This window comes from Seonamhaeicola marinus (assembly GCF_008085455.1).
The window spans coordinates 1-239 of record NZ_VSDQ01000009.1; the positions used below are offsets into that span (position 1 = coordinate 1).

1 pseudogene is annotated in these 239 nt (G+C 36.4%); it reads left to right on the forward strand.

The features are described 5' to 3' along the window. Positions 1-239, forward strand: a pseudogene (locus FUA24_RS24870) (acetoacetate--CoA ligase); the annotation flags it as partial.

Here is a 239-nt window from a genome sequence, read left to right on the forward strand (position 1 = left end):
GCAGATATAAAGCCAGTTATTTTGAAGATTACCCAGGCAAATGGAGACATGGCGATTTTATAAAAATTAATTCGGAAACCAATGGGTTAATTATTTACGGGCGCTCTGATGCTACATTAAACAGGCACGGAATTAGAATTGGCACTAGCGAAATTTACAGCGCCGTTAACAAAATAAACGCTATAGAAGATGCCTTAATTATTAATCTTGAATTAGAAGGTGGTAAACACTACATGCCA